The following is an 846-nucleotide window of genomic DNA, read 5'->3' as shown; positions in this document are numbered from 1 at the left end:
GCCAGTGACAGTAAGGGGACCACGATTTTATATAAAAATCAGAAAACCTCTGCCTCTGGTGAAATCAATCTGCCGAATTTACCAACCGGTGAGTATTATGTGAAAGAAACGCAGGCTCCCGAGGGGTATCATATCCTAACGAGTACCTGGGAAAAAGTCACTGTAGTGGAGGGGAAAACCACTGTTTATACAGTTGAGAATAAGCCAATCAAGTTACAGGTTCGTCAGGTTGTTTTATCCCCTCATGGGGAGTTAGTTGTCCCGACCTCGGGTTATTTTGAGCTGAATCAAGTCACCAGTGGGGCAGTCCTAACCCATGAGTATCAACTTGTGACAGGATCAAGTTTAACTGATAAACCAGCGGAGATTACGGCCAACCTCTTTACTTCTATGAGACTGAACGCGGGGAAAGATAGGATTAATTTATCGGATCACGTACCAGAATACTATCAGTATGTGGGAGCGATTGCGACTACGAGCTCAACGAATTTAGGAACGGCTCATTCATCTACGACAGGCACGATGACTAAAGCAACGCCAGTCGTTCTTGATTATAGCCAAGCATCAGAGTATTGGGTGACGGTCTTTATTAAACCGAAATTAGGCACGAACTCGGCAGGTAAACCAGAAACCTCCCCACGGCCTTACAGCTGGGATTACAAGACCAATGAACTAGGGAAGATTGTCCCATAAAGGGATACGAACAAAATAAGAGCACATGAGAGAGTCATGGCTCTTATTTTGATGATAAAGAAATGAGGAAAGATAGGATGACACACCGAACTAAACGAGTCAAAATAGGACTACTGACCGCCATGAGTCTTTTGATACTGGCAGGCTGTAACT

Annotated in this window: 1 protein-coding gene; it reads left to right on the top strand. The window is 44.4% G+C overall.

The genetic code is table 11. From position 1 onward, the window contains the following. On the top strand, nucleotides 1-693 hold a 693-nt coding region (locus AC5KOD_RS02510; RefSeq protein ID WP_496912967.1), incomplete at its 5' end, for a prealbumin-like fold domain-containing protein. Between the last annotated feature and the right edge of the window lie 153 nt (nucleotides 694-846).

This window comes from Vagococcus sp. WN80Y (genome assembly GCF_059621045.1).
The sequence above is the reverse complement of the archived record's forward strand: the minus strand, read 5'-3'. Positions and strand labels throughout refer to the sequence as shown.